The organism is Bradyrhizobium sp. LeoB3, from assembly GCF_055456055.1.
The window spans coordinates 25,913-48,414 of the sequence record NZ_JBVBEF010000063.1 but is presented as its reverse complement, the minus strand read 5'-3'; the positions used below and the strand labels follow the sequence as shown (position 1 = coordinate 48,414).

The 22,502-nt window shown below is 61.5% G+C and carries 22 protein-coding genes; 14 read left to right on the top strand and 8 right to left on the bottom strand.

Annotated elements, in window-relative coordinates; all coding sequences use genetic code 11:
• Nucleotides 1-303: 303 nt before the first annotated feature.
• The gene (locus tag ACZXDY_RS30965) at nt 304-495 is read right to left on the bottom strand and encodes a GCG_CRPN prefix-to-repeats domain-containing protein (protein ID WP_433994492.1); all 192 of its coding nucleotides are present in this window, start codon (nt 493-495) and stop codon (nt 304-306) included.
• 287 nt (nt 496-782) lie between these two features.
• Here ACZXDY_RS30965 and ACZXDY_RS30960 point away from each other — a divergent pair, with 287 nt between their 5' ends.
• From ACZXDY_RS30960 to fabI, 5 genes are all read left to right on the top strand, one after another.
• Nucleotides 783-1,868 carry an AI-2E family transporter gene (locus ACZXDY_RS30960; RefSeq protein ID WP_464348114.1) on the top strand — a complete coding sequence of 362 codons (1,086 nt, stop codon included), beginning with the start codon at nt 783-785 and terminating at the stop codon, nt 1,866-1,868.
• A 116-nt stretch (nt 1,869-1,984) separates the two neighbouring features.
• Nucleotides 1,985-4,204 (top strand): DUF3141 domain-containing protein, encoded by a 2,220-nt coding sequence (locus ACZXDY_RS30955; protein WP_464348113.1) that lies wholly within the window; start codon nt 1,985-1,987, stop codon nt 4,202-4,204.
• Between the two features lie 29 nt (nt 4,205-4,233).
• A complete protein-coding gene (locus ACZXDY_RS30950; protein ID WP_464348112.1) occupies nt 4,234-5,205 on the top strand; it encodes a phosphate acetyltransferase in 972 nt (323 codons plus the stop codon).
• Nucleotides 5,206-5,210: 5 nt separating this feature from the next.
• Nucleotides 5,211-6,425, top strand: a complete 1,215-nt coding sequence (locus ACZXDY_RS30945; protein ID WP_456644291.1) for an acetate/propionate family kinase — start codon at nt 5,211-5,213, stop codon at nt 6,423-6,425.
• Entirely contained in the window at nt 6,422-7,213 is a 792-nt protein-coding gene (fabI, locus tag ACZXDY_RS30940) for an enoyl-ACP reductase FabI (RefSeq protein WP_130225811.1), read from the top strand. Before ACZXDY_RS30945 ends, fabI begins: the two co-directional genes overlap by 4 nt.
• Before the next feature lie 65 nt (nt 7,214-7,278).
• Here fabI and ACZXDY_RS30935 read toward each other — a convergent pair whose 3' ends face one another.
• Both ACZXDY_RS30935 and ACZXDY_RS30930 read right to left on the bottom strand, forming a co-directional pair.
• Entirely contained in the window at nt 7,279-7,929 is a 651-nt protein-coding gene (locus ACZXDY_RS30935; RefSeq protein ID WP_028162482.1) for a 3-oxoacid CoA-transferase subunit B, read from the bottom strand.
• Nucleotides 7,930-7,932: 3 nt separating this feature from the next.
• A complete protein-coding gene (locus tag ACZXDY_RS30930; protein WP_028162481.1) occupies nt 7,933-8,580 on the bottom strand; it encodes a CoA transferase subunit A in 648 nt (215 codons plus the stop codon).
• A 336-nt stretch (nt 8,581-8,916) separates the two neighbouring features.
• Here ACZXDY_RS30930 and ACZXDY_RS30925 point away from each other — a divergent pair, with 336 nt between their 5' ends.
• On the top strand, nt 8,917-9,267 hold the full coding sequence (locus tag ACZXDY_RS30925) for a phasin (protein WP_028162480.1): 351 nt from the start codon (nt 8,917-8,919) through the stop codon (nt 9,265-9,267).
• 148 nt (nt 9,268-9,415) lie between these two features.
• On the opposite strand, the gene ACZXDY_RS30920 is transcribed toward ACZXDY_RS30925, so the two are convergent.
• Complete coding sequence (locus tag ACZXDY_RS30920) at nt 9,416-10,102, bottom strand: helix-turn-helix domain-containing protein (protein WP_028162479.1); 687 nt, start codon at nt 10,100-10,102, stop codon at nt 9,416-9,418.
• Nucleotides 10,103-10,329: 227 nt separating this feature from the next.
• Here ACZXDY_RS30920 and ACZXDY_RS30915 point away from each other — a divergent pair, with 227 nt between their 5' ends.
• Together ACZXDY_RS30915 and ACZXDY_RS30910 are read left to right on the top strand one after the other, a co-directional pair.
• Complete coding sequence (locus tag ACZXDY_RS30915) at nt 10,330-10,962, top strand: response regulator transcription factor (protein WP_165435205.1); 633 nt, start codon at nt 10,330-10,332, stop codon at nt 10,960-10,962.
• Nucleotides 10,963-11,091: 129 nt separating this feature from the next.
• Nucleotides 11,092-11,544, top strand: a complete 453-nt coding sequence (locus ACZXDY_RS30910; protein WP_349645071.1) for a response regulator — start codon at nt 11,092-11,094, stop codon at nt 11,542-11,544.
• A 16-nt stretch (nt 11,545-11,560) separates the two neighbouring features.
• On the opposite strand, the gene ACZXDY_RS30905 is transcribed toward ACZXDY_RS30910, so the two are convergent.
• Both ACZXDY_RS30905 and ACZXDY_RS30900 read right to left on the bottom strand, forming a co-directional pair.
• On the bottom strand, nt 11,561-12,157 hold the full coding sequence (locus ACZXDY_RS30905; RefSeq protein WP_464348111.1) for an invasion associated locus B family protein: 597 nt from the start codon (nt 12,155-12,157) through the stop codon (nt 11,561-11,563).
• Nucleotides 12,158-12,187: 30 nt separating this feature from the next.
• Entirely contained in the window at nt 12,188-13,042 is an 855-nt protein-coding gene (locus ACZXDY_RS30900; RefSeq protein ID WP_464348110.1) for an alpha/beta hydrolase family protein, read from the bottom strand.
• Between the two features lie 173 nt (nt 13,043-13,215).
• Here ACZXDY_RS30900 and ACZXDY_RS30895 point away from each other — a divergent pair, with 173 nt between their 5' ends.
• Nucleotides 13,216-14,910, top strand: coding sequence for a SulP family inorganic anion transporter (locus ACZXDY_RS30895; RefSeq protein WP_464348109.1), 1,695 nt, complete (start codon nt 13,216-13,218; stop codon nt 14,908-14,910).
• Nucleotides 14,911-15,104: 194 nt separating this feature from the next.
• Complete coding sequence (locus ACZXDY_RS30890) at nt 15,105-15,533, top strand: hypothetical protein (RefSeq protein ID WP_028162473.1); 429 nt, start codon at nt 15,105-15,107, stop codon at nt 15,531-15,533.
• Nucleotides 15,534-16,794: 1,261 nt separating this feature from the next.
• Here the strand turns inward: ACZXDY_RS30890 and ppk2 are convergent.
• Nucleotides 16,795-17,592: a polyphosphate kinase 2 gene (ppk2, locus tag ACZXDY_RS30885; protein ID WP_028162471.1), complete on the bottom strand. Its 798-nt coding sequence runs from the start codon at nt 17,590-17,592 to the stop codon at nt 16,795-16,797.
• A gap of 45 nt (nt 17,593-17,637) precedes the next feature.
• Complete coding sequence (locus tag ACZXDY_RS30880) at nt 17,638-18,093, bottom strand: hypothetical protein (protein ID WP_028162470.1); 456 nt, start codon at nt 18,091-18,093, stop codon at nt 17,638-17,640.
• A 171-nt stretch (nt 18,094-18,264) separates the two neighbouring features.
• Between ACZXDY_RS30880 and ACZXDY_RS30875 the strand changes: the two genes are divergently transcribed.
• From ACZXDY_RS30875 to ACZXDY_RS30860, 4 genes are all read left to right on the top strand, one after another.
• Entirely contained in the window at nt 18,265-18,687 is a 423-nt protein-coding gene (locus tag ACZXDY_RS30875; RefSeq protein ID WP_464348117.1) for a hypothetical protein, read from the top strand.
• Nucleotides 18,680-19,912, top strand: a complete 1,233-nt coding sequence (locus tag ACZXDY_RS30870) for an HlyD family secretion protein (protein ID WP_464348108.1) — start codon at nt 18,680-18,682, stop codon at nt 19,910-19,912. Before ACZXDY_RS30875 ends, ACZXDY_RS30870 begins: the two co-directional genes overlap by 8 nt.
• A gap of 51 nt (nt 19,913-19,963) precedes the next feature.
• Nucleotides 19,964-20,383, top strand: coding sequence for a hypothetical protein (locus ACZXDY_RS30865; RefSeq protein ID WP_464348107.1), 420 nt, complete (start codon nt 19,964-19,966; stop codon nt 20,381-20,383).
• Between the two features lie 94 nt (nt 20,384-20,477).
• Nucleotides 20,478-22,367: a sensor histidine kinase gene (locus ACZXDY_RS30860; RefSeq protein ID WP_464348106.1), complete on the top strand. Its 1,890-nt coding sequence runs from the start codon at nt 20,478-20,480 to the stop codon at nt 22,365-22,367.
• Nucleotides 22,368-22,502 lie beyond the last annotated feature (135 nt).

Below are 22,502 nucleotides of genomic sequence, written 5' to 3'. Positions count from 1 at the left end.
CACCCCGCCGCTCCAACAACAACCGCCGAGAAGACGAAAACTCTCCATTTTAAGGTTTTTCAGCAGACTGCTAGAGCGTTTTCGAGCGAAGCATGTCCTTGGACTTGATCCGAGGGTGGATACCGGTTCGCGTGAAGAAAACGCGTCAAAACTAGAATCTAGAGCTTCGGTTCTGATTCTATCAGAACCGAAGCTCTAGTCACGGGCACTTGATAGTCGTGTGAATCTGCGCGGGCCGCGAGACGCGGCTCACTCCGGTCGGCTCCCGCGACGGACACCGATCATCCCGATCTGGATCGCCCCCTAGTTGGGGCTGATGATGCAGGCTCCGTCGCGACGGCTCCAAACGAACCACCGATAGCACGGAGGACGGGGATGAGCCCCGACCGGACACTCATTGCGCACACGCGCGCCTCTATCCCAGCCGTCGACGACGCACCCACCGTTGCGCGCCGCATGGCAACCGGGACCGCAGCCGTCCGCGGCGTTGGCCATGCCAATGCTCGCGAATATGGCTGCGAACAGAACTGCGAATGTCACTTTCATCTCTGTTTCCTCTCGCCTCTCATGTTTTGCAGGCAAGTGCTGCGCCGAGCGCGCGGCGTTGATCTTGGATCAATGGGGCGGAAAAGCGAAGCCCCTCCCCGAGCACGAAACCGAGCGGTCGAGGGCACTGATTTCGCGAGATGGGGCAGTGGGGGTCGGTGTGCTTGATCTAAATCAAGCCGCGTCGCGCAGCGCGGTGGGTACGCTTTCGCGCAGCCTCGAACGAGGGCGCACCCTTGAGAACACTTCGCCAGCTTTTGTCCGGGGAAGACATCATCCAGCTTGCGATCCGGCTTGGATTGCTGGCTTTTCTGATCTACTGGACTTTCGTTCTTGTACGACCCTTCGTGCCAATCGTGGCCTGGAGCGTGGTGCTCGCCGTTGCGTTCTATCCGGTCTTTAACGGTCTCGCCAAGTTGCTCGGCGGACGCCCGAAGCTGGCGGCGGCGATTCTCACTATCGTCAACCTCGCGATAGTCATCGGGCCGGCGACCTGGCTCGGTCTGGGCGCGGTGGATGGCCTCCGGGAAATTGCCGCACAACTCAGCGCGGGAAGCCTCGGGGTTCCCTCGCCGCCCGCGCGCATCAAGGATTGGCCGCTGATCGGCCCGCAGCTCTACGATCTCTGGGATCAGGCATCGACCAACCTCCGCGCCGTTCTGCGCGAAATCGCTCCTTATCTGAAGCCGCTGGCCGCGACGATTCTCGGCCTTGCCGGGAATGCTGGCGTTGGAACGCTCAAATTCCTCCTGTCGGTTGCTTTGGCCGGCTTTCTCTTCCCCTATGGACCGCAACTAGTGGCGGCGAGCAGGGGGTTCCTGTCCCGCGTCGTTCCCGAGCAGAGCGAACACTTCCTGGAATTGGCGGGCGCAACGATACGTGGGGTATCTCAAGGCGTTATCGGCGTCGCGATCATCCAGTCGCTGCTCGCCGGCATCGGTCTCAAGCTGGCGGGAATTCCGAATGCGGGCCTGTTGGCTTTCGCGATCCTGCTGCTGAGCATCGTGCAGATCGGTGCGGCGGTGGTCCTGCTTCCCGTGATCATCTGGCTCTGGACAGCGAAAGACTTCACGACGGCGCTCCCACTGACCGTGTTTCTGGTGATTGTTGGCTTGCTCGACAACATCTTGAAGCCGCTGGTGATGGGGCGCGGCCTTACCACACCCGCCCTCGTGATCCTTATCGGGGTGGTCGGAGGCACGCTTGCACACGGAATTCTTGGCCTCTTTATCGGCCCGGTCATCCTGTCAGTCGCTTGGGAGTTGACAGTGGCCTGGATCAATCAGGATCGCAGCCGCCTTGCGCAATCAGCGGAACAATAGCTCGCAAGCCGAAGCCGCTCAAAACGGACCATTCTGTTCCGCTCACGACGTTGACCTAAATCAAAGTCCGGGGTGGCGCGGCGCATTCAATCGATGCGCGACACGGAGGTCTGAACATGTCGATCGACAAAACACCGCTTGCGCGCGTTCCCATGTCAGGCCTCGTTGCTTCGGCCGTGGAATACATGATTGATGCCGGGCAGCGCAGTGTGCTGTTCCTGGATATCCTGCGCCGGCGTGGCGACCAGTATCAGCAGCACATTGCCCAGACGGCACCGCATGTTCTGCACTACGCCGCCGAACTGGTCATGGACGGGCGCAAGCTCTCCGAACCGGTGAACTATGCGCTGGTGCGCATCATTCCGCCTGAGGGTATCGAGCTCGATCTCGAGCGGCGACCGTTCATCGTGGTCGATCCGCGCGCCGGACACGGGCCGGGAATCGGCGGGTTCAAGGCGGACAGCGAGATCGGCGTCGCCATGAAGGCCGGTCATCCCTGCTACTTCATCGGCTTCCTGCCGGAGCCGATGCCGCACCAGACCATCGAGCGCATCGCGCGCGCGGAAGCCTTGTTCATCGAGGAAGTCATCAGGCGCCATCCTGATGCCGACGGCAAGCCCTGCGTGATCGGCAACTGCCAGGCCGGCTGGGCCGTGATGATGCTCGCATCGCTGCGCCCGGAACTGTTCGGGCCCATCATCGTCGCCGGCGCGCCGCTGGCCTATTGGGCCGGCGTGCACGGCAAATATCCGATGCGCTACTCGGGCGGCCTGCTCGGCGGAAGCTGGTTGACCGCGCTGACCAGCGACCTCGGCGCCGGCAAGTTTGACGGCGCCTGGCTGGTGCAGAATTTCGAGAACCAGAACCCGTCGAACACGCTGTGGACCAAACAATATAATGTGTATTCGAAGGTCGATACCGAGGCGGACCGCTATCTCGAATTCGAGCGCTGGTGGGGCGGGCATGTCAACCTGAACGCGGAAGAAATCCAGTTCATTGTCGATGAGCTCTTCATCGGCAACAATCTCGCCGCTGGCCGCATCAAGACGTCCGATGGCAAGGCAGTCGACCTGCGCAACATCAGATCACCCATCGTGGTGTTCTGCTCCAAGGGAGACAATATCACTCCGCCACAGCAGGCGTTGGGCTGGGTCCTCGATCTCTATGCCAACGTCGACGAGATCAGGGCCTACGGCCAGACCATCGTCTACACGGTTCATGAGAGCGTCGGCCATCTCGGAATCTTCGTGTCCGGCGGCATCGCCAAGAAGGAACACGCGGAATTTTCCAGCAACATCGATCTGATCGACGTGCTGCCGCCGGGCCTCTATGAAGCGACCTTCGAGGCAAAGGACGCCGATACTGCGAATGCGGATCTTGCGGTCGGGCAGTGGGTGATGCGCTGCGAGGCGCGCACGCTCGATGATATTCGCGCCATGGGCGGCAACTCGTCGGAAGACGAAAGGCGCTTCGCGACCGCCAAGCGCGTCTCGGAGATCAATCTCGCCGCCTATAAAAAGTTCGTCCAGCCCTGGATCAAATGCATGGTGACGCCGCAGGTGGCGGAGTGGACGCGCAATATCCACCCGCTGCGCCTGCAATATGAGTTTTTCAGCAGCCGAAATCCTTTGATGACTGCCGTGGGGACGACGGCGGAAAGAATTCGGAATGATCGGAAACCGGCAGCCGGGGAGAATCCGTTCATCGCCCTTCAGGAAAGAATCTCAAGGCAGATCGTCAGTGCGCTCGACGGCTGGCGGGACTACCAGGAAGCACTCAGCGAAACCATCTTTCTCGCCGTGTATGGTTCGCCCGCACTTCAGGCGGCGGTCGGTGTTGATCCGCGCTGGGAACCGTCGCGACAAGGTATGCCGGCCGAGCACCGCGAAATGCTCCAGCGGCGGATCAGCGAGCTGAAATCCAGGATCGACGAAGGCGGCCTTCGCGAGGCAGCTATCAGAGGCTTGCTTTACGTCGGGTCGGCGCGGGGCATGGTGGACGAGCGCAGCCTCGAAGCGCTGCGGCGAATCCGCCGCGAGAGGGGTGAGCGATTGACGTTGGCACAATTCAAAATGCTGGTGCGCGAGCAGTTCTTCATGCTGTTACTGGACCAGAGGAGAGCGCTAGCGGCAATTCCGAAAATGCTGCCCGACAATGCCAACGAACGTCGCGCGGCCTTCGCAGCGATCGGCGAGGTGTTGTCGGCCAGTGCTGAAATCTCAGGCGAGGTCGCCAAGCGCTTGCAGCATGTCGCCGAGTTATTCTGTCTGGATGCGAGCGAAATGTCGGAAAGGGATAAGGTTACCCCTTTCGATCCCAAGGCGAAGGCGTCGTAACGCTGGTTGGAAGAATCCGGAGCGCCACCATGAGCGTCATGCCCGCAGATTCAGGCGAAGTGCGATCCCACACCAAATATGATCGGTTGATCGCGGCAACCAAGGCCGTGCCGCCGGTGCCGACCATTGTCGTGCATCCCTGCGACGAGCCCTCGCTGCGCGGTGCGTTGGACAGTGCAGAAGCCGGCATCATCCGTCCGCTGCTGGTCGGCCCCGAAGCCAAGATCAGGAACACCGCAAGCAAGCATGGCCTCGACATCGCCGAGGTCGAGATCATTGATGTTCCCCACAGCGACGCCGCGGCCGCCAAAGGCGTCGAGCTGATCCACGCGGCCAACGGCGAAATGCTGATGAAGGGCAGTCTGCACACCGACGAGCTGATGCGCAGCGTCACGGCAAAGGCGACCGGCTTGCGGACCGATCGGCGCATCAGCCATGTGTTCGTGATGGATGTCCCCGCCTATCCCGACACGCTGCTGGTGACGGATGCGGCCATCAATATTTTCCCTGATCTCGATGACAAGCGGGACATCATCCAGAATGCCATCGATCTCTTCACGCAGGCTGGTTTCGGCACATTGCCGCGGGTGGCGATCCTGTCCGCGGTCGAAACGGTTACGTCCAAGATCCCGTCCACCATCGAGGCCGCGGCGCTATGCAAGATGGCGGATCGCGGGCAGATCATCGGCGGCTTGCTCGACGGACCGCTCGCCTTCGACAACGCGATCGATGTGGAGGCGGCCAGGATCAAGGGAATAAAGTCCGAGGTCGCGGGCCGCGCGCAGATCCTGATCGTTCCCGATCTCGAGGCCGGCAACATGCTGGCAAAGAATCTGGCCTATTTCGCGAACGCCGACAGCGCCGGCATCGTGCTCGGGGCCCGGGTGCCAATCGTTCTGACCTCCCGTGCGGATTCACCGCGGGCGCGCATGGCCTCCTGCGCGGTTGCGGCGCTCTATGCCGACGCGCGGCGCCGGCTTGCTCCAATTGCGGCTGCGTGATCGCCATGGATACGATCCTCGTTGTCAATGCGGGCTCCTCCAGCGTCAAGTTCCAGATCTTTGCGATTGAAGGAGAAGGGAGGCTGCGGCGGCAGATCAAGGGCCAGATGGATGGCATCGGCAGCCGCCCGCGCCTGCGCGCTGTCGATGCAAACGGCGATCCGCTGGCGGAGCGGGCCTACCAGATCGAAAGCGTCTCAGACATCCCGGCCGCGATGGCTGTTGCGGGAGCGTGGCTGCGGGACGAGCTTCGCATCTCCCCGATGGCCGTCGGGCATCGCGTTGTCCATGGCGGTCCGGACTATGAGCGGCCGGTGCTGATCGACCATGGCGTGGTGTCGCGCCTGGAGCGCTATGTCGCGCTGGCGCCGCTGCATCAGCCCCACAATCTGGCGCCGATCCGTTCGCTGCTCGCCAATTTTCCTGCCCTTCCGCAGGTGGCGTGTTTCGACACTGCCTTTCACCGCACCCACGGCCCGGTAGCGGATCACTACGCGATCCCTTATCAGCTCCACGCCGAGGGCGTGCGGCGCTACGGATTCCACGGCCTGTCCTATGAATATATCGCGAGAACCTTGCCGCAGATCGCGCCGGATGTCGCGAAGGGGCGGGTGATCGTCGCCCATCTCGGCAGCGGTGCGTCAATGTGCGCCCTGAACGGTGGACGCAGCGTGGAGAGCACAATGGGGTTCACCGCGCTTGATGGCTTGCCGATGGGGACGCGTCCGGGGCAGATCGATCCCGGCGTCGTGCTTTATCTCATATCTGAAAAGGGAATGTCGGCCTCGAACGTCCAGGATTTCCTCTACCGCAGTTGTGGACTGAAGGGCCTCTCCGGCATCAGCAATGACATGCGGCAATTGGAGGCAAGCAACGATCCGCACGCGATACTGGCGATCGAGTATTTCGTCTATCGGACATGCCTCAACGTCGGCATGCTGGCGGCGGCGCTGCAGGGTCTGGACGCGTTCGTCTTTACGGCCGGCATCGGCGAGAACTCGGCAGGAATTCGCTCACGCATCGTCGAGCAGTTGGCCTGGCTTGGCATTGCGTTCGATCCGGCCGCGAATGCCGGCCACGCGCGGCTGATATCGCGGTCCGACAGCCGCATTCCGGTGTACGTCATACCGACGGATGAGGAACTGATGATCGCGCAGCACACCCTGTCGGTTCTGTTGAACAATCAATCGCCCAACGCGAACCGTCAGAGGGTGTCATGAATATTCCCGTGCTTCCGGAGACCAAGGTGGCCCTCAAGGGAAGGAAGGGCCTGATTGTCGGCATTGCCAATGATCAATCGATCGCATGGGGCTGCGCAAAGGCGTTTCGTGCGCTCGGCGCCGATCTGGCCGTCACCTACCTGAACGACCGGGCGAAAAAGCATGTCGAGCCGCTGGCGCAGGCGCTGGAAGCGCCGATCTTCATGCCGCTCGATGTCAACAGCGAAGGCCAGATGGAGCAGGTGTTCGAGCGCATCGAGAAGGATTGGGGCCGGCTTGATTTCGTGCTGCACTCGATCGCGTTCTCGCCAAAGGAAGCGCTGCACGGCCGCGTCGTGGATGTCGGACGGGATGGCTTCTTGAAGACGATGGAGGTCTCATGCTGGTCGTTCATGCGCATGGCTCACCTGGCTGAGCCGTTGATGAAGAACGGCGGAACGCTGTTCACCATGACCTACTACGGCAGCCAGATGGTGGTCGAGAACTACAATGTCATGGGCGTCGCGAAGGCAGCGCTTGAGGCCGCCGTGCGTTACATCGCGGCCGAGTTGGGGCCGAAGGGTATCCGGGTTCACGCGATTTCACCTGGTCCGCTCGCCACGCGCGCAGCCTCGGGTATTCCTGATTTCGACGCGCTGATGGATAAGGCGCAGTCGAAGGCGCCGACCCGCAGCCTCGTCAGCATCGATGACGTTGGCAACGCGACGGCATTCCTGGCGCTTGACGGTGCAAAACTCATTACCGGCACCGTCATGTATATCGATGGTGGTTATCACATCATCGATTAAGTGAACCCGGCTGCCGTAGCGGCTGGGACCGTTCAGCGCTGAATACCCGCATGTTCGTTACCCCGTCAGATCGTCATTTCCGGAACCGTGTCGGGAATGACGAGTTCGGCTTCCGTCACCGCCATGACCTCAGCGACCGTGAGCCCGGGAGCGGTTTCCATCAACGTCGCCTTGCCGTCCGGAAAGCCGATCACGGCGATGTCGGTGACGACGAGGTCGATTGTTCGCGACGACGTCAGGGGCAGGGTGCATTTTCTGACGATCTTCGATTTCCCCCTCGCGGCATGCTGCATCGCCACGATGACGCGTTTGGCGCCGCTGACGAGGTCCATCGCGCCACCCATGCCCGGCACCATCTTGCCTGGGATCATCCAGTTGGCGAGGCGTCCCTCTGCGTCGACCTGAAGGCCGCCGAGCACGGTCACGTCGACATGGCCGCCGCGGATCAATCCGAACGACATCGCACTGTCGAAGGTGCTGGCGCCCGGAAGCGCGCTGATCGGTCGTCCACCTGCATCGGTCAGAAGGGGATGGGCCAACCCTTGCTCCGGGATCGGGCCGGTGCCGATCAGTCCGTTCTCGGACTGGAAGAACACCTTGATGTCTGATGGCACGTAGTTGGCTACCAGCGTTGGAATGCCGATCCCGAGGTTCACCAGATGGCCAGTGCGAAGCTCGCGTGCCACGCGGCGGCCGATGATCTCTTGTGCATCCATGGTTCACTCGTTCGCTATGAGATAGTCGACAAGCGGCGCCGGTGTGACCACATGGTCGGGCGCGATGACGCCGACCGGAACGATGTGCTCGGCAGTCACGATCACGGTATCGGCGGCCATCGCGATGACGGGATTGAAGTTGCGCGCGGTCAGCGCATAAGAAAGGTTGCCGAGGTAATCGGCGAGGAAGGCGTGGACCAGCGCGAATTGGGCTCGCAATGCGGTCTCGAGCAGGAACGCTTTTCCGTCGATCTCGATCTGGCGTTTTCCTTCGGCAACCGTCGTTCCGACGCCGGTCGGCGTGAGCACGCCGCCAAGGCCGCAGCCTCCGGCGCGGATGCGCTCCACCAACGTCCCCTGCGGAATCAGGTCGACGGCAATCTGGTTGGCCAGCATCTGCTGTTGCGCTTTGGGATTGAGGCCGATGTGGCTTGCGGTCAGGCTTGAGACCAGGCCGGCATCGAACAGTTTGCCGATGCCCTTTCCGGGTATCGCCGCGTCATTGGAGATCAAGGCAAGGCCCGTCTTGTGCTGGCGTACGACTTCGTCGAGCAGGCGTTCCGGCGTCCCGACGCCCATGAAGCCGCCGACCATGATGCTCGCACCGGCCGGGATCTTCGCAACGGCTTCTTCGACGGAAATAGCCTTCATGATTGGCACTCCGGCCGGCACGCGATTGATCGGGGCGGTACTCGTGCGATGCTGGTCCCCGCTCATCGCGTCGCTTTGATCTGTATCAAGGGTATTCGCTGGAGCGACAGATACCGGTTATCCGGCATCCGCGTCTTGCGCTCTTGGGTGAGCAGGACGGCTGGATTGCGCTTGCCGACCTCGAGACAATGGGGAAGGCTGTGAGGGACCGTCGACTCGCCATCGTGCCCGGCACCGGCATGGATCTCGAATTGGCTGCGCTCTGTGACGGCTGGTTCGGCGGCCTTGCGAAATCGACGGAACTGTTAGTAGATTTCATCAACAGAGGAGGATGCAATGTCGGACCCCCAAGTGGCAGCGGACAACGTCCGCGCGATGCTCGCCGAGAATCTCAGTCGTGTTCGCAAGGCCAATTCGGATTATTTTGACATGCTTGAGAAGGGGATGAGCTCCTCGCAGCTTCCGATTGCCGGGCAGGCCAAGCAGTTCTGCGATCATATGCGGCGCCAGACTTCGGCGACCTTCGACCTCTGCGACCGCCTGATCCAGGCCAAGGACGTGCCTGATGTAGTCAGAATTCAGTCCGAGTTCTTCCAGGACCAGATGCGAGCGCTGATGGAACAGGGGAGGAGCATGGGCGAATCGGCCATGAAAGCCGCAACCGGCGTGTTTACTCCCAAGAGCTGATTTGCCTTGCGGGCCGGGAGCTGGCTGTGGCCCTTCAATTCCTGGTCGTCGCAGCCATCAGCGGATCCAACATCATGATCCACGCGCTGGTGACCGTCGTTGTGGTCGCCATCGCCCGCGTTGCAGAGCGACGACACCGGAGGGCCGTTCAGTTCTGCAAATCGAGACCAGCCAACTGGGGCCGGTCCAGGAGCACGATCTGACGCTGGTTGTTGCCGATGAATCCGAGGATACCGAGCTCGTGCAGCCGGGACAGGGCGCGAGAGACCGTCTCCAGCGTCAGGCCGAGATAATCAGCGATGTCGCGGCGGCACATCGGCAGCGCCAGGACGCCGGCCGCGGTCAGGCGCTTGTCCATTTCGAGCAGGAAGGCGACAACGCGCTCGAGCGACGTCTTGCGGCCGAGCAGCAGCATGTGATCCTCGGCATGCTGCAGGTTGTTCGTGGTCATGTTCAGCAGGTTGCGGGCGACCATGGCGTCGCTCTCGGCTACGAGTTCAAGGCTGCGACGCTTCACCAGGCGCACCGCGGTGTCCACGATCGCTTCGGCCGTGAAGCGATGCTCGCTGCCGTTCTCCAGCCCGAAGATATCGCCGACCAGGTGAAACGAGCCAATCTGGCGGCGGCCGTCTGAAAGCAGCTTGTAGCTTCGCACCGCGCCAGACTTGACCTGGTAGACGTAATCGGCAGGCTCTTTCTCGCCGTAGATCTCCGTCCCTTTCTTGTACGTAAATTCGTTGAGGGTCATCATCGGGTTGGAAGCGCTCGCCATGCCGAACGCGCCGAGCATATTAGGTAGGGACGCTGCCGGATCGATGTTAACGTAGGAAAACATGGCCCAACTCCTCACCTGAACGTCACGAATTCTATCAGTCTTTAGAACTATTGCGCTGCAAGAATTCGGTATCGGGTCCGGTCTCGCCAACGTTGATCTGCGACGAAGGCAGCATTCCTAATCATTGTCCCACGGACCATTGTACTATGGGACAAGTAGGCAATGGTGTCGGACTGGCGGCGAGATTGCCGGTCACGGTGCGGCTCCATGCCTCTTCGGAGGGAAAATTGCCTGGCCTCGTTCACGTGGTTGATGACGATGCGTCGTTTCGGACGGCCATTGAGCGGCGGCTGAAGCTCGCCGGTTATGAGGTCGCAACCTATCCGTCCGCTCAGCAGCTACTGGATCGTCTGTCGGACAATGAGCGGCTGGGATGCATCCTGCTCGATGTGCGGATACCCGGCCTGAGCGGTCCCGAACTGCAGGATCGTCTCAGCGAACTCGGTTCGACGCTGCCGATCGTGTTCCTCACCGGGTACGCCGACACGGCGACGACCGTGCGGGCAATCAAGGCCGGCGCTGAGGATTTCCTGACCAAACCAGTGTCTTCGGCACAGTTGATCGATGCAATCGAGCGCGCGATTGCCCGTCACGAGGCAACGCGCAGCCAGCGCATCAGGCTCGATTCCCATCGCTCGCTGCTTGCGAGATTGACCCCGCGCGAGCGACAGGTGTTCGAGTTGATCGTGCGCGGCAAGATCAACAAGCAGATCGCGCATCAATTGGGAACAACCGAGCGCACGGTGAAAGCACATCGCCACCAAGTGATGGAAAAGATGCAAGTGCACTCGCTCGCCGAATTGGTGTCGATCGCGGAACGGCTCGGCGTGCTCGACTCAAGCGACGATGCAGCCCGTTAGCGTTCGAAATCGAAGTATCCAATCTCGCAGGAAAGATGCGCAAACGCTCCGGGTTCCCTCAGGACACCTGTACGAACGGACAATATCACATCTTAATGACAGCGCGTATCAGGCGCGTGTGAAATCAGCATGGTTTCTCGGCTCGCGGTCAGGTCGCCTTCTGCAGAAGATAGCCGAAAACATCCTCGAAAAGCTGAAGCCAGCACCTTGTCGAATCGAAGATCTGTTCTTGTCGTAGATGACGACCGATCCATGCTCAGGAGCCTTAAGCGTCTGCTGGGGCAGCACGGTTTTGACACGACGCTGTTCGATTCCGCCAGCGCGCTGCTTGGCCACGGCGATTTCGGCCGCGCCTTCTGCATCATCCTGGATATCAATCTGAATGGTCAATCCGGCATCGATCTGCGTCGCCGGCTCCTGGACAAGGGCATCACACTGCCGGTCATCTATATCACTGGCAATGACAGCCACGCGAACCGCACGGCGGCGACGGAGTCGGGATGTGTCGCTTACCTGACCAAGCCGTTCTCGGCAAAATCGCTGATCGAGCCGATCGAAAAAATGGCAGCCGCTATTGCCTAGCGGAGCTTGCCGATATTCACTCATCAATATCCTGTTCGAAAAGGCGTGCCGGTGCGCCTTTGCGCACGGTCGCAAATTGATCGAGCGGGAGTAGCGTCCTCACTGACAGCAAATTGGTGTCGACCACCTGCAAGAAGAGTTTTTGGCCGGAGTCCATGTCGCGCAGCAGGTTCGGATTTGCGAGGTCACCCGCAATGCAGGTATTGGTGAGACACCACGTGAACGGAAGTCGATAGGCCGTACCCTGATCGACGGTGAGCGTGGCGCCGGCTGGCAGATAGAGGCCGACCGGCAGGAAAAGCTGTAGCCGCGCGCCGCTATTGTCCTCGTGCTCGGTCAGATAGACGCGAACCGCGGTCTGGCCGGTATTGAAACTGCCGCTGATGGTGGTGCGGCAGACCATCTTGGCGCCGCCGGGCTTGAAGCAGACCTTCTCCCAGTCGCCGAATCTGATGTCGCGCGCTTCGCGCTGTCCGCGAGGGGCGACTTCGGGCTCCCCGGCTTGCGCACCAGTCGGCACCTTTTGTCCATTCGCCGGGCCGGCCGTGATCATCGCTGATAATATCAGGGCGGCGAGCAGGATCGAAAACGGTTCGGGAGGCTGCATCGTCATGGCTGTGCTCCTCAGCGCCGATCACCGTCGCTACTTGTGCCCGTCCAGGAACGCACCGACGAGCGGCGCCCAGATCGGAATGGAGTCGGCTGAGCCGACCAGGAAATGTCCATCGTCGCCGAACGGCGGAAGAAGGTGGTATTCGGCGTTGCCGCCTGCGGCGGTGAACGCCTCGTGCATCCGTTTCGACAGCGTCGGGCCGAAGAACGTGTCGTTTGCAATGTAGATCCAGAGCATCGGCACCCGCGAGGTGCGGCCGAATTCACTGATAGCCTCGACCAGTCTGTCCGGGGCGCAATTGTTGTTCGGCTTGCCATCGACGCGGCCGCCGCGTCCGGCAGCAAAGGTGATGATGGCTTTGACCTGCGGCGGGTTCACGCTTGAAAGCGCGATCGACGCCCAGCCGCCGGCCGATTGGCCGATCACGATGACATCCTTCGGCACGATCTTCTTCTCGGCAGCCATATAGTCGATGATCCAGAGGTCGAGCTGCGCAACAGCCATGCCGGCGTCGCGGAAATTGGGATTGGTGCAACTGCCGATCTTGGAGAAGAACGGTCCGTAGAGCCCGCGCGCGGGTATGTCGATGGCCGAGGCGCCGTAGCCCGACCCGACCGGTGCCACCACGAGGTAGCCGCGTCGCGCGAACCACATGGCGGCGTCGCGGAATTCGACCAGCGGAAAGAAGCTGCGCTGCACCGGGTCAAGTGACACGCCGTGATTCATGATGGCGAGCGGGAAAGGGCCGCCGCCGACCGGACGGACCACGTAGGCGATGGTCGGCAAGACGAGCGGCAGCGCCCAGACTTCCTCCTGAATGTGCACGGCGGCGTTCTGATCGTCAGGGCGCACCGGCGCGATCTGGCTGAGGACAACGAACAGCATTATCAGGAATCGTGAGCAACCCTGACCCATATCAGAGCTCCGCTGTTACGAGGTGAGTTGACGGATCGAATCCGAAGCGACGCTTGATCCAGATCAATCCCGCTTGGCCGCAGGCCGCCGTTCATCGGAGCATTTCGGCGACCGCTATAGCGCCTCGCGACGGGCCAATTCACATGAAGTCATCGTCATCTCAGCAACCGGGATGGACGCGGCTCTTTCCGCCGGTGGAGTGGCTTACAAACTATCGGCTTTCCTTTCTGCCTTCGGACGCCGTCGCGGGAATTACGCTCGCCGCCTACGCAATACCGGTTTCGCTCGCTTATGCGGCGCTTGCCGGACTGCCGCCGCATGTCGGAATCTACGGCTATCTGCTTGGCGGCGTCGGCTATGCGCTCCTCGGCTCCTCGCGTCAGCTAGCAATTGGTCCGACATCCGCGATCTCGCTCATGATCGCCGGCTCGGTCGGGGCTTTGGCCGCGGGCGATCCGGCGCGATACGCCGGCATCGCGAGCCTGGTGGCCTGCGCGGTGGCGTTGCTCTGCCTGATCGCCTGGCTGTTCAAGCTGAGCCTTCTGGTACGCCTGATCAGCGACAGCATCCTGGTGGGATTCAAGGCGGGCGCCGGGCTGACGATCATGATGACCCAGCTACCCAGCCTGTTCGGTGTCGCCGGCGGTGGCCACAACATCTTTGACCGGGCTGTTCGGCTCGCCGGCCAGCTCGGCGACGTCCACTTGCTCGTTCTGACGATCGGTCTTGCTGCGCTGCTGCTGTTGTTGATCGGCGAACGCGTCCTGCCGGGCAAGCCGGTTGGACTCGCCGTCGTCGCACTGTCGATTCTGGTCGCATCGATATTTGGCCTGCCGGTGCTCGGAGTGCCGATCACCGGGGCGATCCCGCAAGGGCTGCCGGCGTTTGCAATGCCGTCATTCGGACTGTCGGAGCCTGAAGAGCTGTTTCCGATCGCGGCCGGCTGTCTGTTGCTCGCCTATGTCGAGGGGGTTTCCGCAGCGCGGAGCTTTGCGGCCAAGCATGGCTACGGCCTCGATGTCCGGCAGGAGTTTCTGGGACTGGGTGCGGCCAACCTCGCGGCGGCGTTCGGCCACGGCTATCCGGTTGCCGGCGGCCTGTCGCAATCTGCGGTGAACGACGCGGCCGGGGCCCGTACGCCTTTGGCGCTGGTGCTCTGCTCGGTCACGCTCGCGCTGTGTCTGCTGTTCTTCACGGGACTGCTGACAAATCTTCCCAAGGCGGTGCTCGCTGCGATCGTTCTTGCCGCCGTATACAGGCTGGTCGATATCCCGGCGCTGCTGCGCATGTGGAAAATCAGCCGGATCGATTTCTATGCTGCGGCGATCGCGCTCGCCTCGGTGCTGCTGCTTGGAATCCTGCAAGGCGTGCTGCTTGCGGCACTCGCATCCATCTTCCTGCTGCTCGTCCGCGCGTCGCAGCCGAATGTGGCGTTTCTCGGACGGCTCCCCGGAACCGGCCGTTATTCGGACAGCGCCAGGCATCATGGGGTGGAGCCGCTGGCCGGCGTCATTGCATTCCGTCCTGAAGCATCCCTGCTCTACGTCAACGCCGAGACGATCTTCGACGCCGTCCTGGCTGCGCTCCGAAAATCGTCGGGTATCAAGCTGGTGGTCTGCGATCTCTCGGCATCGCCCTTCATCGATCTGGCCGGGGCGCGCATGTTGCATGGTCTGCATGACGAACTGGCAGATCGTGGAGTGACGTTCTGCATCGTCGGCGCTCATGGCCAACTGCGCGACCTGTTGCAGGCAGATGGGCTGGCGGAAAAGACCGATAGCCGCAGCTGGATGCGGACGCTCGACAGCGTGCTTGGCGAGAGCAACGCCGGCGGATGATCGCCGGATCTCCAGAACGAGGCGCAGATTGGCTAGTGATCGCGGCATTGACTTGGATCAAAGGGGCGGCGGGGCGACCCCGCACGATCAAACGTCGGCGTTCTCGACGATCGGGAGAAACCCGCCGTCGAGAGTGTCTGACGCAAGAAGTAGTCTTGGGAAAAATTTCTCTAAATCGCTCTTGGAGGTAAATCATGAGACAAGTTGGGGTGATCGCGCTGATGGCAATGCTGGCCTTGGCAGGACTGAGTACGCCGTCGCGGGCGGAGACCGGCCAGGTTGCAGTCGTCTTCACCAAAGGCGGCTTTGTCATCGGCGTCGGCGGCGGCGAGGGCGTGCTGATACTCCGCGGCAAACGTTATCCATTCACTGTCTCCGGCATGAGCGTTGGCTTTACGATCGGAGCCTCGACCACCAAGTTTGTTGGGCGTGCACTGAATTTGCGGGGGCCTGAGTCCATCGAAGGCAGCTACGCCGTGGTCGGCGCCGGTGGCGCCGTTGCCGCCGGCGCCGGAGGCGTTCAGTTGCAGAATGCCAATGGCGTGATCTTGCAGCTCAGCGGTCCGAGGATTGGCGCCGAAGTGTCAGCCGCCGTCGGTGGCGTCACCATACGATTGAAATAATCGCGGGGCGGGCCAGGGCTGCGTTGCCCTGGTCCGCTTCTCGGGGGCGAGGCGCTCTTGTGCAATGCGCGAGAGTCAATCCGCCCAAGGAGCGTCCTCCTGCCAGTCTGGACGGTAGATGGCAAGCGGACATCCCGGCTTTCAGAGTTGTCAGCGAGGTTGGGGCTGCGCTCCCGGGGCGCCACCCTGCGCTCCTCCTCCTCCTGGCTGCATGGAGCGCGCCCGCTCAAGGAGCGTCAGAGTGGTGTCAACGCATGCCTTCATGGAGTCTTGTGGATCGCAGCGCACTGCCACTATCGAGTCGCCATTCCGCAGGAAGAACGAGGCGCCGCCTCGGCGCGCTCCCCCGCGACCAGATTCGCCGATCGCCCGCAGAACATCGTCCAGATCACGATCCATTCGGGAGTGTGATGAGTCTCGCTGATCTGAGCTGGGAGCGTTCTGACTGAAGGCGGGCGGAGAGATAAGCAAAAGCGTGACGGAGAGGGCAAAGGCTTTGTTCATCATGCGTCTCCTCATTGTGAGCGAATTGAGACGCCGGAGCGGAACGATCCTGGTCGTGATCCGCTCCGGCTCACCCCTGAGATGCTCAGTCGCGGCACACGCGCCTACGAATGATAAGGATAAAGTCGCGGTCCTCATCGCTCAGGCTGCGGGTAAGGAAATAGCACCCTCCTCCCTCACCTCCACCGCGTCGTTCGGCCAACCTCTCGGCGAGCCGCCCCCGTAGACCGCCGTGCCAGCCCCCATCGTCCTCATCCTCCTCGCGATCACGCCACTGGGCCATCCGCTCGCGCAGGCGGCCCCGCATCTCCTGTCGGTCTCGCAGGAGGTCGATAATGAGATCCCGCAAGTCTTCGCGCGTTTGAATCCGGTCTCTCAGAAGGTCTCTCAAATCGCTGCCCACATCGCCGTCCCTGCCGTGCCATCCTTGGGCTGATGCGGGGCTTGTTGTCGTGCAGACAAGTGGGGCAGATGCAGCAATCGCTAGAACCGCTGCGGCAATCACTGGCAGCCGTGTCATTGCGCTCTCCTCTCGTTGCGGACAAGATTCGAAGACCGAATGATTGCTGTGCCGCCGTTGGCGAATCGCGACGGATGGTGAGATGATCCTCGAACCTATCCCTGCTTGGCCGGAATGAGCGGCCAGTATTGACGCTATTCGTGCACGGCGTCGCTCCCTTGACATAGATCAAGCTGGCGTCGCGAGTCCCGGATAGCCGATCGGAGAATCCAGGAACTTGAGACTTCGCCGCAACCGTCAGTATCGCTCGTCAACAAACGTCATCCCGCGCAGTGCGGTCTGGTCGTTGTAGCGCCCCTTGGTGGAGCGCTTTGGCAGCTTGACCTTGTTGCGGCGAACGCGCTTGTACGGGATCAAGTCCAGGACCTGCGAGATACAGTTCAACCGCGCCCGGCGTTTGTCGTCGGAGCGGATGATGTGCCATGGCGCATGTTTCGAGTTGGTGGCCTTGAACATCAGGTCGCGTGCCCGCGAGTAGGCGTACCAGCGTCGATAGGATTCCGTATCCATCGGGCTCAGCTTCCATTGTCGCAGCGGATCGTTGATCCTGGCCCTGAATCGTCGCTCCTGTTCCTCCATCCCCACTTCGAGCCACAGCTTGATTAGGACGATGCCGGCCTCAACGACGTAGTGCTCCACAGTGGGGCACAGCTCAAGGAAGCGCTTGTGCTCGGCGGGGGTGCAGAAGCCCATCACATATTCGACCCCGGCCCGATTGTACCAGCTCCGGTCGAAGATGACGATCTCGCCCGCGGCGGGGAAATGCTGCATGTAGCGCTGGATGAACATCTGCGTCTTTTCGCGATCGGAAGGCGCAGGGAGCGCGACGACACGAAACACGCGCGGGCTGACCTTTTCCGTGATCGCCTTGATCGTGCCTCCCTTGCCCGCCGCGTCCCTGCCCTCGAACAGGATGATGACCCGCGCCTGGGTCGCTTTCACCCATTCCTGGAGATGGCATAGCTCGACCTGGAGCTTCTCCAGTTCCTTCTCATAGATCTTTCGCTTCATCCGTGCGGCGGGCGCATCTGCCATATCCGGGCTTCCACTGCTTCAGATCGTCTCGAACCGGCTGGCCGCTTAATCGCCCCAGGCGATGGTGACGCCGATGTCGCCGGGCACCCCGCCGGGAAAATCGATGACCTGATAGCGGATGCGATAGCCGCGCGGCTTCAGGTAGTCGGTCCAAAGCTGGTAGATCTCCTTGGGAATCCCGGTCAGCGTGGCTTCCCAGCCCGCTTCCATCTGGTTGATGGCGCGGCCCCTGTCGGTGCACAGCGTATTCGGGAAGCGATACACCAGGACTTCGGTCAATCCGTTCCGCACGGCACGCTGGATGATGGTCGATGCCAACTGGATCTTTTCCTCCTCGGACTTGCCCGAGGGGCGGCTGAGCCGCTCGATCAGTGCTTTCTTCTCGGCCTCGGCGGCGGCCGCGCGGCGGACATACTCATCCGCCTTTTCCGCCTCGCGGAGGGCGGCCTCCTTCTGGATCTGGCTGGCGCTGGGGATCAGGTCATCAATGTTCGCGGGCATGGCTGACATCTCCTGAGTGACCGTTCGGTGATCGTTCGCAAAACGCTAGGGCCGGGGAGGGGCGCACCTTTGATCCAGATCAAGCGACCGCTGGTCGACGGTACCCAGATTGAACGGTGAAAGGCCCCAGTTCCTGACCGGGAGAAGCAGTTGAGCGACCAGATTCATCCAATGGCACCCCATCATCTGCCGTTTTTCATCACGCCACCGAACGAGGTCGACGTGCTGATGGTTGTCATGGGCATCTTCCTGGTAGCCGTCGTGCTCTGGGTCGGCACGCTTTATTGGCGCCTGCACAGCCTGCCCGAGCGGATGGCGCACAAATCGCAAAAGCTTCAGTTCGAAATCGTCGCGGTCCTCGGCTTACTGGCGCTTTTCACGCACATCCACCTGTTCTGGGTCGCGGCGCTGTTGCTCGCCATGATCGATCTTCCCGACTTCAGCACGCCGCTGCGCAGCATTGCCGGCTCGGTGGAGAAGATAGCGAGTGTCGCAGCGGATGAGGGCGGCGCGGCAAAGCCTGAAACCAAACCGGATCCGGCAGTTCCGGCCGCCTCATCGGAAGTGAAGGCAAGGGAGCCCAGCAATGCTTGAGCTCCTGATCTGCTCCCTCGTGACGATCCTTCCAGACTATCTCTATCGCCGCTACGTCCAGGGCAAGCGCTTCGGCAAGGAGATCACGTTCTTCTCGGTCTGGTTCGAGCTGAGGTGGGGCATCACCGGCTGCCTGATGCTCACGATAGCGCTGATCACCATGATCTTCTATTTCCACCCTGCCACCGACAGCGCCACGCTATTCTTCCGGACGATCCCTATCCTCCCGGAAACCTCCGGACGCGTCGCGGAAGTCAATTTCGGCTTCAGTGCCCCGGTGAAGAAAGGCGATGTGATCTTCAGGCTGGACAATACGAAGCAGGAAGCGGCCGTTGAGACAGCCAAGCGCAAAGTCGCCGAGGTCGATGCTGCGCTGGTGGCGGCGGAGGCCGACGTCGTCAAGGCCGAGGCGCAGACACAGGAAGCCAGGAGCGCGCATCAGCAAGCGAAGGACGAATTGGATACCAAGAGCGACCTGCAGCGCCGCAATCCCGGCATCGTGCCGCAGCGCGATATTGAAAAACTTCAAGTCCTGGTCGATCAGCGGCAAGCCGGGATTGATGCCGCAGTGGCTACCAAGCAGTCTGCGACCCTTCGGCTCTCAACACTGCTGCCGGCGGAGAAGGCAAGCGCCGAAGCCAGCTTGGCGCAGGCCCAGGTGGATCTGGACAAGACTTTCGTTCGCGCCGGCGTCGATGGGCGGGTGGAGCAGTTCCTGCTTCGCGTCGGCGACGTCGTCAACCCGCTGATGCGGCCGGCCGGCATCCTTATCCCGGAGGGGGCGGGCCGGCGGGCTCTGCAGGCCGGGTTCGGTCAGATCGAGGCGCAGGTGATGAGGGAAGGCATGGTGGCGGAAGCGACCTGCATCTCAAGACCGTGGGTCATCGTTCCGATGGTGGTCACGACGGTCCAGGATTATATCGCCGCCGGCCAGTTCCGAGGTGGCGAGCAACTGCTCGAAGCGCAAAACATCCTCCGGCCGGGGACCGTCCTGGTGTTCCTGGAGCCGCTCTACAAGGGCGGTCTCGAAGGGGTCACGCCGGGCAGCAGTTGCATCGTCAACGCCTACACCAGCAATCATGAGGAAATTTCCAACAAGGAAACCAGCGCGGGCCGCCGCATCGCGCTGCACGTGGTCGACGGCGTGGGACTGGTGCACGCATTGCTGCTGCGCATCCAGGCGCTGCTGTTGCCGATCAAGACCCTGGTGTTCAGCGGCCATTGATGCGTGGTGAGGACGGAAAGCGCTTGAGAGTTTCGGGGTAGGGGGCATGATATGAATGGACTTCGCAGGTCCCTGGTGCTTGCGGCAACATTGGCCGCTTCCGTCTTCGGACTATCAGAGAAGGCGACCGCGTTCGATCTCACAGGCGCATGGGTCACGAGCGCCGACCAATGCAACAAGGTATTTGCGCGCAAGGGAAGGGCAAGACAGGTCACCTTCACCAGATTTCCCGGCGTCTATGGCGGTGGCTTCATCGCCGAGCCTGATCGCTTGAGAGGCAAGTTCGAGACCTGTTCGATCAAGTCCAGGAAGGACGACGGCCAGAACATCAACATCGTCGTGAGCTGCGCCAATGGCATCATGCTCTCAAACGTGCAATTCTTCCTGAAAGTGGTCGATGACAACAGCGTCACGCGGCTGTTTCCCGGCGTCGAAGGCATGGAGGTCACGTACCATCGCTGCCAGCTATAGGCCGGACCGTTGAGACCGTAGGCTGCAGTGCAATTTTGGCGCTAGAGTTGGGATAGAGTGCAGCCGTCAAACGGTGAGGTTGGCGGGGAGAAAGATGAGCAGACGCATCCTCGTTGATGCGGTCAGCATAGGCCGGGCAATTGTTGCCGTGCGCCTCTGTATCTGTCTGCTGGCGTGGGTTGCCATCCTGCCCGGGCCGGCAAGCGCCGTCCCACGCGGCGAACCGAAACGCGTGCTGCTGCTCCATTCGTTCGGGCGAGACTTCCGACCATGGAGCGAATTTGCCCGGGCCATCCGGGCGGAGCTCGAGCGCCAATCGCCGCGGCCGCTGAACCTCCAGGAACAGACGCTACTGGCGGCGCGATTCAACAATTCGGGCTCGGAAGCGCCCTTCGTCGATTATCTGCGCGCGCTCTATCAGGGTGCGGCGCCCGACATTGTGATCAGCATCGGGGCACCTGCGGCCGGGTTCGTCCAGAAATACCGCGCGGAGCTCTTCCCAGGGACGCCCATGGTCCTGACGGCGGTCGAACAGCGATTGGTGAACCGCGCCGGACTCACGGACAACGACACCGTCGTCTCCGTCCACAATGATTCCGCAGCCTTTTTCGCCAGCATTCTTAAGGTCCTGCCGGACACGCAGACGATTGCCGTCGTGATCGGCGCCTCGCCCCTGGAGAAGTTCTGGCTCGAGGAAGCAAAGAGGGAAGCGAAGCCGTTCGAAAGCCGGGTCGCATTCGTGTGGTACGCGGACTTGTCATTCCAGGAAATCCTGCAGCGGGCGGCGACACTTCCGCCACACACCGTCCTGTTCTGGGGCTTGATGTCGGTCGACGCGGCAGGTGTCGCCCATGAGGGCGATCTTGCACTGCGCAGTCTTCATGCAGTCGCGAATGCCCCTATCTTTTCATTCCAGGAAGCCTTTTTCGGCCAGGACACGGTCGGCGGCCCGATGCATTCCATCAGCGCATCGAGCGAGAAAACCGTCAATGCCGTGATCCGGATTCTCGGTGGCGAGAAGCCGGCCGACATCAAGATCGAGCCGATTGGATTTGCAGCTCCGAAGTACGACTGGCGCGAGCTGCAACGCTGGGGCATCAGCGAGAGCAACCTGCCCGCGGGAAGCGAAATCCTGTTTCGCGAGCCGACATTCTGGGAAAGATATCGATGGCAGGTCGCGCTCATCACGAGCGTGATTCTGGTGCAGGCTGGCCTGATCAGTGGATTGCTCCATGAACGTCGTCGCCGTCGCCTCGCTGAGGTCGAAGCGCGGCAACGGCTGGCGGAGCTTGCGCGGGTCAACCGCTATTCGGCTGCCGGAGAGATGGCGACCTCGCTCGCACATGAGCTGAACCAGCCGCTCGGCTCCATTCTCACCAATACCGAAACGGCGGAGCTGATGCTGAAATCGATCTCGCCAGATCTCGACGAAATACGAGAAATCCTCGCCGACATCAGGCGTGATGATCAGCGAGCGAGCGAAGTGATCCGCCGTCTTCGCAACATGCTGAAAAGGGCGCCAATTGAAGTTAGCGAGATTGATCTCAACGAGACCGTGAGGGAAGCCGTCGGCGTCATTTCGGCTTCGGCCGAAGGCCGCGATGTGATGCTGAAATATGTTCCGGCGCCAATGACGCTGCGCGTCAAGGGAGATTCCATCCAACTTCAGCAGGTTGTCCTCAATCTCATCATGAACGCGATCGACGTTATATCGGAATCGCAAAGCGAGAAGCGGGAGGTGATCGTCGCGATGGGCATCTCGAATGAACAGGCCGAGATCCTGGTCGGTGATACCGGCCCGGGCGTCGCCGACGATCATCTGAAGGATGTCTTTGAGCCGTTCTTCACCACCAAGACGCACGGCATGGGAATGGGACTCGCGATCGCCCGCACGATCGTGGAAGCGCACCACGGCCGGATCACCGTGGAAAACCGGAGCGGCAGCGGGGCGCTGTTCCGCATCAAACTGCCACTTGCTCGCTGACCTTCGGCGCGACCGGTCTGCCCCGGGAGTTGGTCCCAATCCTGGTGTCCGCGCGAACATGTCGCGTCGCAGCAATGCCGCTCTCCGGATGAACTGCGCTGGTTTCTTTGATCTTGATCAAGAGACGTGCATGCC

Excerpts from the sequence above, each read along its gene's own strand:
- ACZXDY_RS30965 (WP_433994492.1), bottom strand. The coding sequence starts at position 495 with ATGGCCAACGCCGCGGACGGCTGCGGTCCCGGTTGCCATGCGGCGCGC.
- ACZXDY_RS30955 (WP_464348113.1), top strand. The coding sequence starts at position 1,985 with ATGTCGATCGACAAAACACCGCTTGCGCGCGTTCCCATGTCAGGCCTC.
- ACZXDY_RS30950 (WP_464348112.1), top strand. The coding sequence starts at position 4,234 with ATGAGCGTCATGCCCGCAGATTCAGGCGAAGTGCGATCCCACACCAAA.
- ACZXDY_RS30945 (WP_456644291.1), top strand. The coding sequence starts at position 5,211 with ATGGATACGATCCTCGTTGTCAATGCGGGCTCCTCCAGCGTCAAGTTC.
- fabI (WP_130225811.1), top strand. The coding sequence starts at position 6,422 with ATGAATATTCCCGTGCTTCCGGAGACCAAGGTGGCCCTCAAGGGAAGG.
- ACZXDY_RS30935 (WP_028162482.1), bottom strand. The coding sequence starts at position 7,929 with ATGGATGCACAAGAGATCATCGGCCGCCGCGTGGCACGCGAGCTTCGC.
- ACZXDY_RS30930 (WP_028162481.1), bottom strand. The coding sequence starts at position 8,580 with ATGAAGGCTATTTCCGTCGAAGAAGCCGTTGCGAAGATCCCGGCCGGT.
- ACZXDY_RS30925 (WP_028162480.1), top strand. The coding sequence starts at position 8,917 with ATGTCGGACCCCCAAGTGGCAGCGGACAACGTCCGCGCGATGCTCGCC.
- ACZXDY_RS30920 (WP_028162479.1), bottom strand. The coding sequence starts at position 10,102 with ATGTTTTCCTACGTTAACATCGATCCGGCAGCGTCCCTACCTAATATG.
- ACZXDY_RS30910 (WP_349645071.1), top strand. The coding sequence starts at position 11,092 with ATGGTTTCTCGGCTCGCGGTCAGGTCGCCTTCTGCAGAAGATAGCCGA.
- ACZXDY_RS30905 (WP_464348111.1), bottom strand. The coding sequence starts at position 12,157 with ATGACGATGCAGCCTCCCGAACCGTTTTCGATCCTGCTCGCCGCCCTG.
- ACZXDY_RS30900 (WP_464348110.1), bottom strand. The coding sequence starts at position 13,042 with ATGCTGTTCGTTGTCCTCAGCCAGATCGCGCCGGTGCGCCCTGACGAT.
- ACZXDY_RS30895 (WP_464348109.1), top strand. The coding sequence starts at position 13,216 with ATGAAGTCATCGTCATCTCAGCAACCGGGATGGACGCGGCTCTTTCCG.
- ACZXDY_RS30890 (WP_028162473.1), top strand. The coding sequence starts at position 15,105 with ATGAGACAAGTTGGGGTGATCGCGCTGATGGCAATGCTGGCCTTGGCA.
- ppk2 (WP_028162471.1), bottom strand. The coding sequence starts at position 17,592 with ATGGCAGATGCGCCCGCCGCACGGATGAAGCGAAAGATCTATGAGAAG.
- ACZXDY_RS30880 (WP_028162470.1), bottom strand. The coding sequence starts at position 18,093 with ATGCCCGCGAACATTGATGACCTGATCCCCAGCGCCAGCCAGATCCAG.
- ACZXDY_RS30875 (WP_464348117.1), top strand. The coding sequence starts at position 18,265 with ATGGCACCCCATCATCTGCCGTTTTTCATCACGCCACCGAACGAGGTC.
- ACZXDY_RS30870 (WP_464348108.1), top strand. The coding sequence starts at position 18,680 with ATGCTTGAGCTCCTGATCTGCTCCCTCGTGACGATCCTTCCAGACTAT.
- ACZXDY_RS30865 (WP_464348107.1), top strand. The coding sequence starts at position 19,964 with ATGAATGGACTTCGCAGGTCCCTGGTGCTTGCGGCAACATTGGCCGCT.
- ACZXDY_RS30860 (WP_464348106.1), top strand. The coding sequence starts at position 20,478 with ATGAGCAGACGCATCCTCGTTGATGCGGTCAGCATAGGCCGGGCAATT.